At 31.0% G+C, this 17,207-nt stretch carries 17 protein-coding genes and 1 riboswitch; of the genes, 15 read left to right on the forward strand and 2 right to left on the reverse strand.

Going from position 1 to position 17,207, the window contains the following annotated elements; all coding sequences use genetic code 11:
• Positions 1 to 62 precede the first annotated feature (62 nt).
• The 14 genes from L1S49_RS13565 to L1S49_RS13630 all read left to right on the forward strand — a co-directional run bounded on the left by L1S49_RS13565 (position 63) and on the right by L1S49_RS13630 (position 13,354).
• Positions 63 to 1,481 carry a hypothetical protein gene (locus L1S49_RS13565; protein WP_238905369.1) on the forward strand — a complete coding sequence of 473 codons (1,419 nt, stop codon included), beginning with the start codon at positions 63 to 65 and terminating at the stop codon, positions 1,479 to 1,481.
• A gap of 13 nt (positions 1,482 to 1,494) precedes the next feature.
• Positions 1,495 to 2,409, forward strand: coding sequence for a Gfo/Idh/MocA family oxidoreductase (locus L1S49_RS13570; RefSeq protein WP_238905372.1), 915 nt, complete (start codon positions 1,495 to 1,497; stop codon positions 2,407 to 2,409).
• Positions 2,410 to 2,507: 98 nt separating this feature from the next.
• The gene (locus L1S49_RS13575; protein ID WP_238905374.1) at positions 2,508 to 4,058 is read left to right on the forward strand and encodes a nitrite/sulfite reductase; all 1,551 of its coding nucleotides are present in this window, start codon (positions 2,508 to 2,510) and stop codon (positions 4,056 to 4,058) included.
• A gap of 48 nt (positions 4,059 to 4,106) precedes the next feature.
• A riboswitch (cobalamin riboswitch) is annotated at positions 4,107 to 4,292 on the forward strand.
• 83 nt (positions 4,293 to 4,375) lie between these two features.
• Positions 4,376 to 5,239, forward strand: coding sequence for a sirohydrochlorin cobaltochelatase (locus L1S49_RS13580; protein WP_238905376.1), 864 nt, complete (start codon positions 4,376 to 4,378; stop codon positions 5,237 to 5,239).
• A 15-nt stretch (positions 5,240 to 5,254) separates the two neighbouring features.
• Positions 5,255 to 6,586: a cobyrinate a,c-diamide synthase gene (locus tag L1S49_RS13585; protein WP_238905378.1), complete on the forward strand. Its 1,332-nt coding sequence runs from the start codon at positions 5,255 to 5,257 to the stop codon at positions 6,584 to 6,586.
• Positions 6,587 to 6,593: 7 nt separating this feature from the next.
• Positions 6,594 to 7,199 (forward strand): precorrin-8X methylmutase, encoded by a 606-nt coding sequence (locus tag L1S49_RS13590; RefSeq protein WP_238905488.1) that lies wholly within the window; start codon positions 6,594 to 6,596, stop codon positions 7,197 to 7,199.
• Entirely contained in the window at positions 7,199 to 8,290 is a 1,092-nt protein-coding gene (gene cbiD / locus L1S49_RS13595; protein ID WP_238905386.1) for a cobalt-precorrin-5B (C(1))-methyltransferase CbiD, read from the forward strand. Before L1S49_RS13590 ends, cbiD begins: the two co-directional genes overlap by 1 nt.
• Positions 8,287 to 8,889, forward strand: a complete 603-nt coding sequence (gene cbiE, locus L1S49_RS13600; protein ID WP_238905390.1) for a precorrin-6y C5,15-methyltransferase (decarboxylating) subunit CbiE — start codon at positions 8,287 to 8,289, stop codon at positions 8,887 to 8,889. The genes cbiD and cbiE overlap by 4 nt, the downstream gene beginning before the upstream one ends.
• Positions 8,886 to 9,458, forward strand: a complete 573-nt coding sequence (cbiT, locus tag L1S49_RS13605) for a precorrin-6Y C5,15-methyltransferase (decarboxylating) subunit CbiT (RefSeq protein ID WP_238905392.1) — start codon at positions 8,886 to 8,888, stop codon at positions 9,456 to 9,458. The genes cbiE and cbiT overlap by 4 nt, the downstream gene beginning before the upstream one ends.
• Positions 9,451 to 10,113 carry a cobalt-factor II C(20)-methyltransferase gene (locus L1S49_RS13610; RefSeq protein WP_238905395.1) on the forward strand — a complete coding sequence of 221 codons (663 nt, stop codon included), beginning with the start codon at positions 9,451 to 9,453 and terminating at the stop codon, positions 10,111 to 10,113. The genes cbiT and L1S49_RS13610 overlap by 8 nt, the downstream gene beginning before the upstream one ends.
• Positions 10,114 to 10,124: 11 nt before the next feature.
• On the forward strand, positions 10,125 to 10,880 hold the full coding sequence (cobM, locus tag L1S49_RS13615; RefSeq protein ID WP_021804226.1) for a precorrin-4 C(11)-methyltransferase: 756 nt from the start codon (positions 10,125 to 10,127) through the stop codon (positions 10,878 to 10,880).
• Positions 10,881 to 11,852 (forward strand): cobalt-precorrin 5A hydrolase, encoded by a 972-nt coding sequence (gene cbiG / locus L1S49_RS13620; protein ID WP_238905397.1) that lies wholly within the window; start codon positions 10,881 to 10,883, stop codon positions 11,850 to 11,852. It begins immediately after the preceding gene.
• A 3-nt stretch (positions 11,853 to 11,855) separates the two neighbouring features.
• Positions 11,856 to 12,587 carry a precorrin-3B C(17)-methyltransferase gene (cobJ, locus tag L1S49_RS13625; protein WP_238905398.1) on the forward strand — a complete coding sequence of 244 codons (732 nt, stop codon included), beginning with the start codon at positions 11,856 to 11,858 and terminating at the stop codon, positions 12,585 to 12,587.
• Complete coding sequence (locus tag L1S49_RS13630; RefSeq protein WP_238905400.1) at positions 12,584 to 13,354, forward strand: cobalt-precorrin-6A reductase; 771 nt, start codon at positions 12,584 to 12,586, stop codon at positions 13,352 to 13,354. The genes cobJ and L1S49_RS13630 overlap by 4 nt, the downstream gene beginning before the upstream one ends.
• A 149-nt stretch (positions 13,355 to 13,503) precedes the next feature.
• Here L1S49_RS13630 and proC read toward each other — a convergent pair whose 3' ends face one another.
• Complete coding sequence (gene proC, locus L1S49_RS13635; protein WP_238905404.1) at positions 13,504 to 14,325, reverse strand: pyrroline-5-carboxylate reductase; 822 nt, start codon at positions 14,323 to 14,325, stop codon at positions 13,504 to 13,506.
• Positions 14,326 to 14,376: 51 nt separating this feature from the next.
• Positions 14,377 to 15,150: a class III extradiol ring-cleavage dioxygenase gene (locus L1S49_RS13640; RefSeq protein WP_238905406.1), complete on the reverse strand. Its 774-nt coding sequence runs from the start codon at positions 15,148 to 15,150 to the stop codon at positions 14,377 to 14,379.
• A gap of 218 nt (positions 15,151 to 15,368) precedes the next feature.
• Between L1S49_RS13640 and L1S49_RS13645 the strand changes: the two genes are divergently transcribed.
• Complete coding sequence (locus L1S49_RS13645) at positions 15,369 to 17,135, forward strand: methyl-accepting chemotaxis protein (RefSeq protein ID WP_238905408.1); 1,767 nt, start codon at positions 15,369 to 15,371, stop codon at positions 17,133 to 17,135.
• Positions 17,136 to 17,207 lie beyond the last annotated feature (72 nt).

Raw genomic sequence — 17,207 nt, forward strand, 5'->3', positions numbered from 1 at the left:
GAAATATATTACTTCAAAAGTATCTCCTTGGGTTCTTACTTTCTTATGGGAGAAGATTTAAGATGAAGATAAAATCTATGGTAAGTAAATTAAACTTTTTATTTGCGATTTTGGGGATAATAATACTCCTAATATCAGGTCATGCATATTACCAATTAACTAATGAAAAGTTAAGCATTAATACAACAGTAATTATATTATTTATAACTTTAGCTTCTGTTATAACAGCTGTTAGAGTAAATAGAAAAAACACAAAATACTTTTTGATAGGTTTGTCAGTAATTTCGTTAATTATTTATGCACTTTGGAACTTCTATGCAAAGACTACTCCTATTAGTGATTATCAAATACTTTTGGAAGGTGCAAATAAGATTATTGATGGAACTTTTAAACAGGAAAGTTTCGATAAAACCAATTATTTTTATTTTTATAATTTTCAAATTGGATATACTTCCTATCTTGCATTAATAACCAAAATATTTGGAGGCAAACTTATATTTTTTAAAATATTAGAATGGATATATCTTATAGTAACTTCCATAATGATTTATAAGATTTGCGAGGATAGGTATACAAAAGATATCGGAGCTATAGGGTCTACATTATATTCTTTATATATTCCTAATATAATGGGGTCTTCGGTTATAAACAACCAGCATATAAGTGGCGCATTAATGGTAACATCTTTATATTTTATTCTAAAAAATGATAAAAAGTCAGCAGCAATTGGAGGAGTATTTTTAGGATTAATGCAGATATTTAGGCCTATAGCTATAATTATTATCATTGGAGTGGCTATTACCTATGTATGCAAAGTATTTAGTAAAACTATGTATTTAGAAATACTAGGTATTTTGGTAATCTATATACTTTGTTTTACTATGGTGGTTAAATTAGTTGATTTTGCTTTTGTTAAGACAGAGATAGCACCAAAGGCTATAAGTCAAAGTAATGCAAAGTATTTTAAATTTGTATTAGGGCTTACAGATGAAGGTGTATATAAAATCCCTACAGAAAGTGCTAGGAAAACACAAGTTTACTTTGATTTAGAGAGATTAAATTTTGATTATGATGCTTATAATAAGGAATGTCTCAAGGTAATAAAAAATTCTATAACAAATTATAAAGAAACTTTTCCATTCATTAAAACTAAAATGTATGACTTCTTAGGAAAGAGGGACAATCAGTATTCTTTTTCTCTCTCTGAAGAAAAAATTACTGATAATACCTTTAGGCTTTCAGAAATAGGTAATCTACAATATTTATTTCTGATAATAGGTGCACTTGGAGCTCTTTTAGGTAAATTTAAAAGAAATAATAAAGAAATAGATATTATATGTCTTTTATTTATTGGATTTACATCAGTGCATATTTTTATAGAAACTCAAACTAGATATAGATACGAGATGTATATATTATTGGTTATTTTAGCAGGTGAATTTATATCTAGGTTTATGAAGAAAACTAAATCTGTGTTGTAAGGAGAGAAAATTTATGAGGATTGGAATTGTTGGATTAGGAGATATAGCTAAAAAAGCATATCTACCAGTACTTAGTGAAAAAGAGGATATAGAATTAGTTCTTTGTACTAGAAATAAAACTACTTTAGAAAATCTTTCGACTAAATATAGAATAAATGAGTATGTACAGACAGTTGATGAACTTATAAATAAAAAAGTTCAAGCTGTTTTTGTTAGCACTGCTACGGAAGCTCATTTTGAAGTGGCTAAAAAGCTTATTGAAAATGGAATAAATGTTTATATAGATAAACCTATTTCATTAAATTTTAAAGAAACAGAAGAGATAGCTAAGTTAGCTGAGAAAAATAAGGTTATAGCTATGGTAGGTTTTAATAGAAGATTTTCTCCTATGTTTAGTAAGTTAAAAGAACATGGCAAAGCAGATATAATAATAATTCAAAAAAATAGATTTTGTCTTCCTGATAATACTAGAAGATTTATTGTGGAGGATTTTGTTCACGTTGTGGATACCTTAAGATTTTTAATGGGTAGAGAAGTTAAGGAACTAGAGGTTAGATATTTAAGGAAAGAAGGAATGCTTCACAATGTAGTAATTCAATTGATTGGAGATGGATGTACAGCTATAGGGATAATGAACAGAAACAATGGAATTACTGAAGAAATATTAGAATACATGACTGCTGGGAATAAATATATAGTAGATAATTTCGTGGAGACTTGGCATTTACATGATAAGAATAAAAGCCTATCTAAGTTTGGAGATTGGGAACCAACGTTATATAAAAGAGGATTTTATCAAATAGCAGATCATTTTATAGATTGTGTGAAAAATAATAAGATCCCGAGTCCATCTATACAAGATTCGTTAATAACTCATGAGATATGTGAAAAGATTGTGATGAAAATAGAAGAGGACAATAAGCATTAGAAATTTTTATCCACATCATTAATAAAACCTATTTTACTTATAAAAAGGTAAAGAGTATACTTTGTTTGTATTGTAAACAGTATTAAGAGGTGGATTATATGGATAAATTAAATAGTGAATTATTAGAAGAAATTAAGGATTTTAAAGAGGTAGGATATAAGTTTTTAAATGGAGAAATGAATAAAGCAGATTTTAAAAAGGCTTCAGGTGGTATGGGGGTTTACGCCCATAGAAGTGGAAAGGAATTTATGATTAGGCTTAGAATTATGTCAGGTATAGCTTCTAAAGAGCAGCTTAAATTAGTTTATGATTTTGCAAATAAATATGATTTAGAAGGGATTCACCTTACAACTAGGCAGGCTATACAATTACATGGACTTGATATAGATGGTATATGTGAAGTAATGGTAGAGGCTTTAGAGAATGGAATTTATACAAGAGGAGCAGGGGGAAGTTTTCCAAGAAATGTAGCGATTTCTCCTTTATCTGGTGTAGATGTAGATGAAACTTTTGATGTAACTCCTTATGCTATGGCTGTTAATAGACATTTTATGAAGAAAATTACTAGCTATAAATTACCTAGAAAGCTTAAGGTTGCTTTTTCCAGCAGTGATAAAGATGCTTCACATGCAACAGTTACAGATCAAGGTTTTTTGGCAGTTAAAGTAGATGATAAAGAATATTTTAAAGTGTATATAGGTGGAGGATTAGGAAGAAATCCAAAGCTTGGAGTAGAACTTGGAGAACTAATAGAACCAAAAGATATTTTATATCATGTTGAGGCTATAACTAATTTATTTATGGCTGAAGGAGATTATAAAAATCATGGAAAAGCCCGTGTCAGATACATTTTAGACAGAATGGGTAAAGATGATTTTATAAAGTGTTATAAAAAACATTTAGAAGAAGTTAAGAAAGCTGAGAACTTGCCTTTAGACTTGGAGATAAAAGAGATAAAAAAAGAAGGTAAGGAAATTACAATAAATAATAAGAGAATTATAGCTCAAAAACAAAAAGGCTTATATAGCGTGTACTTCCATCCAGTAGGAGGACAACTAAAATTATCTGTGTTAAAAACTCTTATAGATGAAATAGAAAATATGGATGATGTTGAAATAAGACTTACCATGGAGGAAGGTTTATATATAAGAAACTTAAATGGGGAAGAAGCTGAAAAAATAGTCAGTCTTACAGAGGGGTTAGGTGGAGAAACAAGGTTAGAACAATCTGTTGCTTGCATTGGTACACCTATCTGTCAAATGGGAGTTTTAAATGGGCAAAAAACTCTAAACGAGATGATAGATATGTTTAGGGCTGAAGGTATAAAGGAAGATTTGCTTCCAAGAGTACATATTTCAGGATGCCCTAATTCCTGTGGAGTTCATGAAGTTGGGAATATAGGTTTTTGCGGAAAGATGAAAAGAGTTGGAGATGGACCTAAAAATGTTTTTGAACTTCACATTAAAGGTGAACTAGGTGAAGGTAAAACTAGAATAGGTGACTATTATGGGGACATACTTCAAGATAAGGTACCAGAATTTTTATTAGAATTAGCTAAGGCTGTTAAGCTTAATGGGACAGAATTTGAAGCCTTTATTACAGAAAGTGAAGATGAATTTAAGCAAGTGTTAAATAAGTTTTTAGTGTAGGAAAGTATTTGTATAAGTTTGCTTTTTGAGATATAATTTCATTAACAGAATAACAAGAGAAGTTATGGTATTTATTTCCTGGGAAATAAATTTAAAAGGGAAAGAGGTTAAAAGCCTCTACAGCCCCCGCTACTGTAAAGGGTGACGAATTCTAATGAACCACTGGTTTTACTGGGAAGGAAGAAGGAGGATGAACCCTAAGTCAGGAGACCTGCCTAATTTTTTATAGCTAATCCTTCGGAGGGAAGGAAAGTGATATAAGAATAGGTGGAATTATATTACCATTATATTTGTCTTGCACTTTTACCTCTATCCAAATGGATAGAGGTTTTTTTATAGGAGTTGAAGGAATGAAAAAAGCAATCTTAATTACAAGTTTTGGAACATCCCACTTAGATACTTTAGATAAAACCATAGTGGTTATTGAAAAAGAAGTAGAGGAAAAATATAGAAATGAATATGATATTTTTAGGGCGTTTACCTCACATATGATAATAAAAAGTTTAAAAGATAAGTATGATATGAATGTAATGACACCAGAAGAAGCTTTAAAAAATCTTAAGTTATGTGGATATGATGAAGTTGTTGTACAACCGCTTCATATAATTCCAGGAGAAGAATATGACTATATAAAGAGAGTTGTAAATAGCTATAAAGAAAGCTTTAAGAATTTGATTATAGGACGACCTTTGTTATACTTCCAATCAGAAGAAGTTAATTTAGATTACGATGATTTAATTGATGAGCTTAAAAAAGTTATGCCAAAGGGAGAGAATGTTCTATTAGTAGGACACGGAACCAATCATCCAGCAAGCTCTTGTTACGGTTGTCTTCAAAATAGGTTTAGAGAACTAGATTATGATAATGCATTTGTAGGAACGGTTGAAGGTTATCCATCTATAGAAGGGGTAATTAAAACTTTAAAAAAATATAATGTTAAAGAAATAAATTTAACACCATTCCTTTTGGTAGCAGGAGACCATGCTAAAAATGATATATTTTCTGAGGAAGAGGAATCTTGGTATCTAAGACTTAAAGAGGAAGGCATAGAGGTTAAAAAGATATTTAAAGGTTTAGGAGAATATAAAGAAATCAGAAATATATATTTAAGACATCTAGAAGAAGCTATTAGTGGTAAATATGAAGGAATGGGTGAAAGTAAAAAGGGAATTATGAATTAAAATAAGGAGGTCCTTATGAAATCAATAATAATTGCATCTAACTGTTCAGGTGGAGGAAAAACTACATTTACTTTAGGTCTTATGAGATTACTTAAAGATAAAGGATATGATATTGCACCTTACAAAATTGGACCAGACTATATAGACCCAGCTTTTCATGAAAAGGTAACAGGAAATCCTTCTAGGAATCTTGATTATTTCTTGCAAGGAGAAGATGGACTTAAAGCAGTTTATTCAAGAGGCAGAGGAGAAATAGGAATAATAGAAGGTGTAATGGGGGTATATGATGGTATGGGATGCACCTCAGAAGCATCAACAGCACATGTGTCTCAGCTTTTAGATATACCTGTGATTTTAGTGCTTACCCCTAGAGCTTCAAGTGTTACCTTTGTTTCTGAAGTTAGTGGAATATTAGAGTTTTCAGGCACAGACTTTGCAGGAATAATACTCAATAATATAACTGAAAGTCATTATTCATTATTAAAAACTATATTTGATAAGAAGATAGATGTACCCCTTTTAGGATATGTACCTAAAGATGAAAGAATATCATTAAAATCAAGGCATTTAGGATTAGTTCAAAGTTCAGAAGTAGAGGATTTAGATGAAAAAATATCCACAATAGCAGAGCTTATAGAGGATAATGTTGATGTTGATAGATTACTTAACTGTTTAGTAGAAACAGAAAGATTTAATGATAATTTTCACCTAAGAAAAAGGGGACTAAAAATAGGAATAGCTAGGGATAAGGCTTTTTCATTTTATTATAAGGAGAATATAGAACTTTTAGAGGAAATAGGAGAGATTAAGTATTTTTCACCTTTAGAGGATGAAAAGTTGCCTGATAAACTTGACTTCATATATATAGGTGGAGGTTACCCAGAGGTTTTTAGAGAAGAGTTATCTAAAAATACAAGCTTCATACAAAGTCTTAAAGATAAGCTTGAAGACGGACTGCCTTGTTATGCAGAGTGTGGAGGCCTCATGTACCTTATGGAAGAAATAGAAGGGGAGAAAATGGTTGGAGTATTTAAAGGAGAATCAGTTATGACTGATAAACTAAATAACTTTGGATACACCTTTATAGATGTTAAAGAAAATTCCTTAATAAGAAGAGCATTAAAAGTAAGAGCACATGAGTTTCATAAATCAACTATAAATTCTGACGAAGAGAAGGTTTATACTTTAGAGAAAAGAGCTTATGATGGAAGCTTGAAAAGCTGGAAATGTGGATATATTAAGAAAAATACTTTAGGAGCATATGCTCATATTCATTTTTTCTCAAATATAGAGTTTCTTAAAGAAATAATTAACAGTTGTAAGGAGAAGAGCCGTGGAGTACATTAAGAATCCAATGGAAATAGAGCAAAGAAGTTTTGAAATAATAGGGAGTGAGATGGGAACTCATAACTTTACTGAGGAAGAACTTTCTATAGTAAAAAGAGTTATCCATACATCAGCAGATTTTGAATATAAAGATTTAGTTTATATAAGAGACGGTGCTATAGAGGAAGCTAAAAAGCTTCTTAAAAGTGGAGTAAAGATATACACAGATACAAACATGATTGCAGCTGGTATAAATAAAAAAGCTCTAAAACAGTTAGGCTGCGAGGTTATAACCTATGTGTCTCTTGAAGAAGTAGCTAAAAAAGCTAAGGAAGAAAAAATAACTCGTTCAATGGCTGCTGTAGCTAAAGCATCAGAGGAAGGTGTAGAGTTTTTCGTATTTGGAAATGCACCTACAGCATTGTTTAATCTAAAGAGCTTATATGAAGAGGGAAAAGCTAATCCTAAGTTTATAATTGGAGCGCCTGTAGGATTTGTAGGGGCTAGGGAGTCTAAAGAAGAAGTAGAAAAACTTGATATTCCTATGATAACTATAAGAGGAAGAAAAGGTGGAAGTAATATAGCTGCAGCTATAGTTAATGCTCTTATGTACATGTTGGTGGAGAGAGAATAATGTTAGACATGTATGTAAATGCTGGAGGGAAAAAGCTAAGATGTGGTTATACCACTGGTTCTTGTGCAACTGGAGCTGCAAAGGCTTCTACCTTAATGCTATACAAAGACATTAATTTAGAGTTTATAGATATTGATACTCCAGCAGGAATACCACTTAAGCTTCCTATAAAAACTATAGAAAGAGGAGAAAACTTTGTTTCTTGTTGTGTAGTAAAAGATGGGGGAGATGACCCAGATGTAACCCACGGAATAGAAATATGGGCAACAGCTAAGAAATCGAAGGATAGATATTCTCTAAAAGGTGGAAAAGGTGTAGGAGTAGTTTGTGGAGAAGGTCTTTATATAAAAAAGGGAGAAGCTGCAATAAATCCAGTTCCAAGACTTATGATAGAAAAAGAAGTAACTAAAGTTCTTCCAGAAGATAAAGGGGTAGAGATAACTATTTTTGTTCCAGAAGGGGAAGAAGTAGCTAAAAGAACCTTTAATCCTAGGCTTAATATATTAGGTGGAATAAGTATACTTGGAACCTCTGGAATAGTATATCCTATGTCAGAGGAAGCCTTAAAAGAAACTATTGAAATAGAAATGAAAGCTAAAGCTGCCTATTATGATGAGTTAATATTTATATTTGGAAATATGGGAGAAAAATTCGGAGAATCCCTGGGTTATGATAGAAACAAGATGGTTACTATATCTAATTATGTTGGATTTGCTTTAGAAGCAGCGAGATACTATTCTGTTAAGAAAGTTACTATAATAGGACATATAGGGAAACTTGGAAAAGTAGCAGCTGGTGCCTTTAATACTCATTCTAAAGTTTGTGATATGAGACTTGAAGTTATAGCACTAGAATTAGCTTTAATAGGAGCGCCACTAGAATTAGTGACAGCTGTTTATAATGAAAAAACTACAGAAGGTGCTGTTAGAATAATTCCAGATGAATATAAGTCTATATATAAAACTATAGCTCTAAAAGCAAAAGAAAAAATGGAGCAGTATGTGATGAATGAATTAACCTCAGAGGTTGTTTTATATTGGGGAGGAAAAGAAGCTAAACTTCTATTTAATAGTGAGGAGGAAGAAACTTGATTACTTTAGTTGGACTTGGACCAGGAAGTAAAGAATACATGTTGCTTAAAGCTATGGAAACTTTAAATAATAGATCTATAGTTATAGGGTTTTCTAGAGCCGTGGAAAGTTTGGATTTTATATCTACACCTAAGGTAGCGGTGAATAATTTAAAAGGTATAATAGAGTTTATAGAAAATAATCCTTCTGAAAATATAGGTATAGTAGCTTCTGGAGATCCCTGTTTTTATGGTGTACTTAATTATCTTAAAAGAAATATTAATGAAGAAATCACTGTAATTCCTGGAATAAGTTCTTTTCAGTATCTTATGAGTAAACTAGGAAAGTCTTGGCAAGAAGCAAAATTATCTTCTCTCCATGGACGAGAGGGGGATTTTATAAAAGAAGTTAGAGAGGTCAACTTATCTATATGGCTGACGGATAAGATAAATAACCCAACTAAGCTTGCAAAACAACTACATGATGAAAATATAGAATGTACCATTTATGTAGGAGAAAATCTTTCTTATGAGGATGAGAAGATAACTATAGGAAGTCCAAAAGAAATAGAGGCAAAAGAGTTTAGTGAATTAAACATAATGGTGGTGGAGAGAACGTGAAATTCATAAAAGATGGAGAGTTCATAAGAGGAAAGGTTCCTATGACTAAAGAAGAAGTAAGAATTCTTTCCATAGCTAAATTAGAGTTAGAAAAAGATGATAAGATGTTAGATGTTGGAGCTGGAACAGGCTCAATATCTATTCAAATGAGTAAATTCTGTAAAGAAATAACTGCTATTGAAAGAGATGAGGAAGCGTACGAACTAATTCTTCAAAATAAAGCTAAATTTAGTTGTAATAACTTAGATATAATTAAAGGAGAAGCTTTAGAAGAATTACAAAAGCTTTCTTCAGAAAGTTTTGATGGAATATTTATAGGTGGAACAGGTGGCAATTTAGAGAAGATAATTGAAGAAGGACATAGAATATTAAAACAAGAAGGAAGAGTAGTTTTAAATTTTATTACTTTGGATAATTGTTATAAAGCTTGCGAGACATTAAAAAGACTTAATTATGAAGTTGACATAACAGAGGTTCATGTAAGTAAAAATAGAAATAATAGTTACATGATGATGAGCAATAATGGAATATATATTGTGAGTGGAAGAAAGGAAAAAATGCATGAGTAAACTATATGGAATAGGGGTAGGCCCTGGAGATTCAGAACTATTAACTTTAAAAGCAGTAAGAGCTATAGGAGAATCCCAAGTAATAGTAGCACCATCTTCAGAGGAAGAGGGAGAAAGCATAGCCTACGAAACTACAAAGGAATTTATAAAAGAAGGAACTGAAGTTATAATAGCTCATTTTCCAATGGGTAAAAAAAATACTGATGGAAAGGTACTAGAAGCTTATGAAATTATAAAAAATAGGCTTCAAGAAGGGAAAATAGTAAGTTTTTTAACTATAGGGGACCCTCTAGTATATTCTACTTATGTTCATTTATTAAGATATATACAAGAAAGCGGATTTAAGGTTGAAACTGTACCAGGAATAACTTCTTTCTGTGCATCTGCTGCACTAACTGGAACGCCAGTAGTTATGGGAAATGAACCTCTTTTAGTACTTCCAGCAAGAAGAATTAATGATATAAAAGATGAAAAGTATGTTGTAATAATGAAGGTTTATAAAAGAGAAAAAGAAGTATTAGATGTACTTGAAGAAAAGGGCTTTAACTATGTTATGGTTAGAAAAGCAGGGAGAGAAGGTCAAGTAATTACATCTAGTAGAGAAGAAATATTATCAGAATGTGAGTATATGTCTTTAATAATAGCTAATAGATAGGAGGAAATAGCATGGTTTACTTTGTAGGGGCAGGACCTGGGGATGTAGATTTAATAACCGTAAAGGGAAGAGAACTTATAAAAACTTGTGATGTAATTATTTATGCAGGATCTTTAGTTAGTCCTAAGCACTTGGACTTCTGCAAAGAAGGTTGTAAGATATATGATTCTGCCAGCATGACCTTAGAAGAGGTTATAGAAGTGATGAAAGAAAATTCTCAAGGAGATTCTATAATAGTAAGACTTCATACAGGTGATCCCTCTATTTATGGTGCTATAAAAGAACAGATGGATGAACTTGAAAAGTTGAATATAGAATATACAGTTGTTCCGGGAGTGAGCTCATTTACAGCAGCGGCTTCTAGTATTAAAAGAGAGTTTACTCTTCCATCAGTAAGTCAAACTGTTATATTAACAAGAGTAGAGGGTAGAACGCCAGTACCAGAAAATGAATCTTTAGAAAGCTTAGCTTCACATAAGGCATCTATGGCATTGTTTCTTTCGGTAGGAATGATTGATAAAGTTGTTGAGAAGCTTAAAAAAGGTTATGGAAGAGAAGATGTTCCTGTAGCTGTTATAGAGAGAGCTACTTGGGAGGATGAGAGAATAATTATAGGTACACTAGAGGATATAGCAGTAAAGGTAAAGGAAGCTGGAATTAAGAAGTTTGCTCAAATATTGGTTGGAGATTTTATAGACAGTGAATATGAAAAATCTCTACTATATGATAAGACGTTTACTCATGAATTTAGAAAAGGAGTAAAATAGATGATTTATATCCTTAGTGTTTCGAGCTTAGGCGATATTTTGGGAGAAAAGCTAAGTAGGAATTTCAGCAGCCTATATTTCTCTAAAGATAAGATTAAAGCAGTTGGTCTAAATGAAATAACAAAAGAAGCTATGGAGAAAGCAAAAGGAATAATATTTATCTCATCTACAGGAATAGCTGTAAGGGCTATTGCAACCTATTTAAAAGGAAAAACAATAGATCCTGGAGTTGTTGTTGTAGATGCTAAAGGAGAATATGCTATATCTCTTTTAAGTGGACATTTAGGTGGAGGAAATGAACTTGCTATAAAAGTTAGTGAAATTCTAAAGGCTATGCCAATTATAACCACAGCTACAGATTCTTTAGGTGTAAAAGCACCTGATATGATAGCTAAGGAAAATAATTTATTAATATCGGATATTAAAAAAGCTAAGGATATATCAGCTTTTTTAATAGAAGGGAAAAAAGTTGTATTTGAAGATGAAGATAAAATTATAGATATTCCTAAAGGATATATTGAATGTATTGAAAGTAGTGAGAACTTACCTAAAGTTAAAGTCACTAATAAAATAAGTGGTTCAGAAGCTTTAGTTTTAGTAAGAAAAAATGTCATCTTAGGAATCGGTTGTAGGAAAGATGTACCTAAAGAAAAAATGTTAGATTTTATAAGAGAAAGTTTAAAAGAGTACGGATATAGAGAAGATTCCATATTAAAAATATCCACCATAGATTTAAAGTCTAAGGAAGAGGCTATCTTAAATACTTCTCAAGTTTTTAGCCTTCCTTTAGAGATTCATTCTAGGGATGAGGTTAGGAAAATAGAGCATTTATTTAAGTGTAGCGATTTTGTTAGAAAATCTATAGGTGTTGGAGCAGTTGCAGAACCCTGCGTTTATTTAAGTGGGGGAGAAATTGTTGTTGAGAGAATATCAAAAGAAGGAATGACTCTTTGCATAGGAGAAAGGAGATAATAGATGGGTAAATTATATGTAATAGGTATAGGACCTGGTGGATTAGATCAAATGTCTATAAAAGCAAAAGAGGTTTTGGAAAAGGTTGACGTAATAGTAGGATATGTTAAATATATAGATATGGTAAAACCCTTAATAAGGGATAAAGAAATATATTCAAATGGAATGAAGGGTGAAGAAGCTAGATGTATAGAGGCTTTGAAACTTTCAGAAGATAAGGATGTTGCAGTTATAAGTACTGGAGATTCAGGGATTTATGGAATGGCTGGGCTTATATTAGAACTTAAAGAAAATAATCATGATGTAGAAGTTATTCCGGGAATAACGGCATCTTCAGCAGCGGGATCAGTACTTGGAGCACCACTTATGCATGATAACTGTAATATTTCACTTTCTGACCTTATGACGGATTATGAACTTATTAAAAAGAGAATAAAATTGGCTGCAGAAGGTGATTTTATTATTTCTTTATATAATCCTAAATCTAAAGGAAGACCAGACTATTTAAAAGAAGCTATAGAAATAATAAAAGAATTTAGAGATGATTCTACACCTATTGGGATAGTTAAAAATGCTTTAAGGGATGGACAAGAAGCTTATCTAACAACTATAGGTGAGTTTACTGATGAAAATGTAGATATGATGAGTATAGTTATCATAGGAAATTCTCAAAGTTATATAAAAGATGGTTTTTTTATTACCCCTAGAGGATATAAACTGGAGCAAAAAAAATGATAGGAATAATTGTTGGGACTTCAGAAGGAAGAGAATTACTTAAGAGATTAAATGAGTTTACTGAGGATATATTTGTATCTACAGCTACAACTTATGGTGGAGACTTATTAAAAGAATATAAGTATAAAATTCTTAATACAAAACCTTTAAACAAGGAAGAACTTGAAGAGAAGTTTAAAGAGTTAGATATTAATTTGCTGATAGATGCCTCACATCCTTACGCTGTAGAAGTTTCAAAAAATGTAATAGAGGTATGTAGTAAATTAGATATTGTTTATTTAAGATATGAAAGAAAAGGTATATTAGAAGAGTTCAAGGAATGCTCACAGGTAAATATAGTTTCTAATTTTGAGGAACTAGAAGAAAAACTAAAAGTATTTGATGGTACTATCTTAAATACTACAGGAAGTAAAAGTGTTGAAAAAATACTGGCAATGAATTTAAAAAATAGATTCATGCATAGAGTACTGCCATCAGTAGATGTCATGAAAAAGATGATAGAACTTGGAGTTAGCCCCGATGATATAATAGCCCTTAAAGGATCTCACTCAGAGGAATTTAATAGAGCGTTCCTAAAGGAATTTAATTGCAAGGGAATATTGATGAAAGACTCAGGAAAAGAAGGCGGAACTAGAGAAAAGATAATGGCGGCACTTAAAGAAGAGGTAGAGGTCTTTGTAATAGATAAAGAAAGAATTAAGTATTCTAAAGTATTTTACGATTTTTCAGAACTAGTGAGTTTTGTAAAAAACTATGTGAGTACATAAATTCGTAAATATATATTTAAATATTTATATATTTATATATTTAAATGTGCAAATGCTTATCTGCATATCTGAACATTTAATCATTTGCACATTTGAGCAAAAAAAGCAACTGCAATAGTAGCTAAAAACTACTGGTGCAATTGCCTTTTTTATTTTGAATTTTGACTATTCATTTTTATAGCTTTTTTAGTACAGCTATCTACGGCCTCTATGACAGAACCTCTAAAATTATTTTTTTCGAGAGTATAAACAGCTTCTATTGTTGTTCCACCAGGAGAACATACCATATCCTTTAAAGCTCCAGGATGAAGATTTGTTTCTAAAACCATTTTAGCTGAACCTAAAACTGCTTGAGCAGCTATTTTGTAAGCTTTGTCTCTTGGAACACCTTGAAGAACTGCTCCATCTGCCATAGCTTCAATAAACATATAAACAAGTGCAGGAGAAGAGCCACCTATAGCAAGAGTTTTATCTATCATTGCTTCAGGAATAATCTCCGTTTTACCTATACTATTAAACATATCTGTTATTAAGGCAAACTCATCATCTGTAACAGCTGAATTTCTACATAATAAAGTTATGCTTTCATTAACAAGTGCAGCCGTATTTGGCATAGTTCTAATTACTTTTATGTGTGAAAAGAAATTTTTCTCAACGAAATCTATGCTTACTCCAGCTGCTATAGTTACTATTAAAACATCTTCTTTTATATAGTCCTTAATTTCTTTAATTACATCACTATAAAAGTGTGGTTTAACAGCTAAAACTAATATATCTGACTTTTTAGCAACTGATATATTATCCCCAGGATAGATTTCTATTCCGTATTTATCACGGCAAATATCAAGTTTATTTTTAGATGGGTTTGATGCAATAACATTTTCTTTAGAAATAAAGTTAGATGTTATTATACCTCCGATAATGGCTTGAGCCATATTTCCACACCCAATAAATCCAATAGTTTTATTCATAAAATAGCCTCCTTTTTCTAAATATATTTTATCATAAAGGAGGCTTCATAATTAACTAAATCTGAATAAATCTAAGGCTAAATTACCATATTGGAATGTGCTTATCAAAGATTCACCATCTTTAGAGTGATCACCTGCACCCATAGCAATGAGTAGAGGGATAAAATGTTCATTTCTAGGAACCGCTAAAGATGCACTTGGAGCTAAACTTTCATATTTAAAAAGTTTATCAGTATCCCATTCTTCTATAGCTTTCTTAATCCAATTATTGAAATCTAAAGCCCAAGAATATATAGAATTTTCTTTATAGAAATCAACCATTCCAAGATTGTGAACTATACCACCACTTGCAATAATTAATATGTCTTCATCTTTTAGTGGAGATAGAGCTTTACCTATTTCATATTGGAACTTATTAGGTAGCTTTGGATTAACAGACATTGTTATTACGGGAATATCTATATTAGGAAACATAAGCTTTAGTACTGACCAAGCCCCGTGATCAATACCCCTAGAAAAATCTAACTTACTATCAATATTATTTTGGGTTAAAATACTTTGAATTTTTTTAGCTAATATTGAGTCAGAACTAGCTGGATAGTTTACCTCATATAACTCCCTTGGAAATCCATAAAAATCATATATCATATCGTAGGGTTTCATTGCACCTATTAATTGTATATCTGATTCCCAGTGAGCTGAGAAGATTATTATGGCTTTAGGTTTATTTATAGTTTTAGCATATTGCTTTAAATATTCAGTATATTTATTATTTTCGAATACTAGAGTTGGAGCCCCGTGGGCTACAAAAATACTTTGATTCATAGGAACACATCCTTATAAAAAATTATTGACTTACTATTTGTTAGTTAATATTATAAGATAATAAATTGAGATTTACAATAGTAAAATTAAAGAAAGAAGTAAATTAATTTGGTATAATAGGAAATATATGTTGACAATAGAATTTGAGATTGTTATTCTTTAAACTAAGCATAGAGATAATGAATTTCAATTGAATTTAAATATAGGGAGAGGTTAGAGTGAGCAGTAGTAAACAAGGTAGCATATTTAGTCTTAATTCTATAAAGAAAAAAATGATTTTAGGCTTTTTGTCGGTGATATTAATAAACCTTATAGCTTTTTTAGGGCTTGAAATCTTCAATTCCTATAAGCAAATGAAGGAAGAAGCATTAGATAAAAGTTATGCTTATGCAGAACATATTGAAAAGGTAGTATCACCTATAGGAATAGAGCAAACTGAAAAGTTACAAGAGAAAATAAAAGAATTACTTGAGCAATATCCATTAGTTGATTCTGTAGGAATAGTTAATGATAAATTAGTATATGTTGCAAATACTAATAAGGGATTAGTGGGACAATCATTTAATAATGAATATACTAAAGATTTAATTTCAAATAATAAAGCATTAAGTTTTTCATTAGAGGAAAACTCAGAAGCAAATTACTATTCGGCAGTTCCTCTATACAAAACAGGTTCTTCAACAAGTTTTGCAGGGTCAACAGATGCAGTATCATCAGCTACAACTTCAGAGGAAAGTGGGACTGATGGAGTAGCAGCAGCAAGTGCAAAGGTTAATATATCTGGATTAGTTATTGTGAAGATGGATAATGAAGCAATGCTTCAAGGGCTAAAAGAAAAGATAGTTGATATATCAATAATATCGATTATAGTATTTTTAGTATCTATAGGTATAGCTGTAATCATATCTTTAAGTATAACAAAACCTTTAGTAAAGATACGAGATTACTTAAAGGAAATGGCATTAGGAGATTTAACCCAAGAAATAAATATAAGGTCAAAAGATGAGCTTAAAGATTTAAGTTTAAACATAAGTAGTACAAATGGAAGTTTGAGAAAAATGATTTCTGATATAAAGGTGGTTTCTAAGGACATAGAGGAATATTCAAAAGAACTTAAATTATCTTCAGAAGGGGTAGCTAGTGCTAGTGAAGAAATAAGCAGTACAATGAATAGCGTAGCTGATAGTACTTCAGTACAAAATGATAATCTATCTGAAGCCATGAATAAGCTTAAAGAATTAGCTTATTCATTAGAGGAAATTAGTTTGGAAATTAATACAATGGAGAAAGAAAGCACATCAATTAGGTCTATGGCTGATGATGGAACAGAAAAAATTAATTATGTAGTAAAAAGCATGGAGGATATGCGAGAATCTTTTGAAGAAATGTCAAGTGGAATAAAGGTTCTAGATGATAACATAATTGAAATTAATTCAATAAGTGAAACTATAAATAATGTTGCAAAGCAAACCAACTTACTTTCTTTAAATGCAGCAATTGAAGCATCAAGAGCAAATGAAGCCGGAAATGGTTTTGCAGTTGTTGCAAACGAAGTTAAAAAATTAGCAGAGCAAACATTAGAATCTTCAGAAATTATAGCAAAACTTATAAAAAATATATCAAATAATTCAAAAATGGTATCAGATACAGCTATGAAATCTATAGATAAATTTGAAGAACAGTCAGAAATAGTATCTAATACAATTGTTGCATTTGATACTATCGTTAATCAAATAAATGTAGTAATTCCTAAAATAAATAATGTATCAGCGATAATAAAAAATACTAATACAATAAAAGATAAAGTGATGAATAATGTTCAGAATATAAGTTCAGAATCAGAAGAACTATCAGCTTCTGTAGAAGAGGTCACTCAATCAGTAGAAGAACAGTCAGCTACAATTGTAGACTTATCAGGACTATCTGATAGGCTTCATGAAACAGCTAGAGATATGATTGAGGCGGTAAAACATTTTAAAATTTAATAATAAAAATAAGGTTGTTTTCAATTGATGGAAATAACCTTATTTTTATTTAAATTCAGTTTAAAAAAGTTG

The organism is Clostridium sp. YIM B02506 (assembly GCF_022324845.1).
Taxonomy (GTDB): Bacteria; Bacillota; Clostridia; order Clostridiales; family Clostridiaceae; genus Clostridium_T; species Clostridium_T intestinale.

Bases quoted from the DNA above. Each gene is read 5' to 3' on its own strand.
- L1S49_RS13570 (WP_238905372.1), top strand. From the start codon at position 1,495: ATGAGGATTGGAATTGTTGGATTAGGAGATATAGCTAAAAAAGCATAT.
- L1S49_RS13590 (WP_238905488.1), top strand. From the start codon at position 6,594: ATGGAAATAGAGCAAAGAAGTTTTGAAATAATAGGGAGTGAGATGGGA.
- L1S49_RS13585 (WP_238905378.1), top strand. From the start codon at position 5,255: ATGAAATCAATAATAATTGCATCTAACTGTTCAGGTGGAGGAAAAACT.
- L1S49_RS13630 (WP_238905400.1), top strand. From the start codon at position 12,584: ATGATAGGAATAATTGTTGGGACTTCAGAAGGAAGAGAATTACTTAAG.
- L1S49_RS13580 (WP_238905376.1), top strand. From the start codon at position 4,376: ATGGATAGAGGTTTTTTTATAGGAGTTGAAGGAATGAAAAAAGCAATC.
- cobJ (WP_238905398.1), top strand. From the start codon at position 11,856: ATGGGTAAATTATATGTAATAGGTATAGGACCTGGTGGATTAGATCAA.
- L1S49_RS13640 (WP_238905406.1), bottom strand. From the start codon at position 15,150: ATGAATCAAAGTATTTTTGTAGCCCACGGGGCTCCAACTCTAGTATTC.
- cobM (WP_021804226.1), top strand. From the start codon at position 10,125: ATGGTTTACTTTGTAGGGGCAGGACCTGGGGATGTAGATTTAATAACC.
- proC (WP_238905404.1), bottom strand. From the start codon at position 14,325: ATGAATAAAACTATTGGATTTATTGGGTGTGGAAATATGGCTCAAGCC.
- cbiG (WP_238905397.1), top strand. From the start codon at position 10,881: ATGATTTATATCCTTAGTGTTTCGAGCTTAGGCGATATTTTGGGAGAA.
- L1S49_RS13575 (WP_238905374.1), top strand. From the start codon at position 2,508: ATGGATAAATTAAATAGTGAATTATTAGAAGAAATTAAGGATTTTAAA.
- L1S49_RS13565 (WP_238905369.1), top strand. From the start codon at position 63: ATGAAGATAAAATCTATGGTAAGTAAATTAAACTTTTTATTTGCGATT.
- cbiD (WP_238905386.1), top strand. From the start codon at position 7,199: ATGTTAGACATGTATGTAAATGCTGGAGGGAAAAAGCTAAGATGTGGT.
- L1S49_RS13610 (WP_238905395.1), top strand. From the start codon at position 9,451: ATGAGTAAACTATATGGAATAGGGGTAGGCCCTGGAGATTCAGAACTA.